Genomic DNA, 397 nt, shown 5'->3' with positions numbered 1-397 from the left:
AAAGCGCGACCGCGCGAGCAACGCGGCCAGCACGCCGCCCACCAGGCCGGCTACGGGAGCGGCCACCATCCACGGATAGGTGGCGTAGTTGGTGAGCCATAAGCCCGGTGCGCCGATCACGCTCTTCAGCAGCGGATTGGCAACCGTATCGAGCGGCGCCGCGTCGACCAGCTGGTAGCCGCCGATCATCGTGGCGATCAGCGCGCCGGCAATCAGGAACAGCACCACCGCCGCGAACGAAGCGATGCGCAGCGCGAGCGATGCGCGCTCGGCAATCACGTCGTCCGCTTTCATCTTCACGAAGGCGGCGCCGTGCGCGGCCAGCATCGACACGCTCACGAGCCCGCATAGCACCGCGAACGGATTGAGCAGCGCGAAGAAGCCGCCGTGATAGGTC

Annotated in this window: 1 protein-coding gene; it reads right to left on the bottom strand. The window is 67.5% G+C overall.

The window, feature by feature from the left end; translation table 11 throughout:
- Positions 1-397 (bottom strand): cytochrome d ubiquinol oxidase subunit II (locus tag P0D68_RS35530; protein ID WP_408468838.1); only part of this gene is annotated, 397 nt, incomplete at both ends.

The organism is Paraburkholderia sp. RL17-380-BIE-A (genome assembly GCF_046028085.1).
GTDB lineage: Bacteria > Pseudomonadota > Gammaproteobacteria > Burkholderiales > Burkholderiaceae > Paraburkholderia.
The sequence above is the reverse complement of the archived record's forward strand: the minus strand, read 5'-3'. Positions and strand labels throughout refer to the sequence as shown.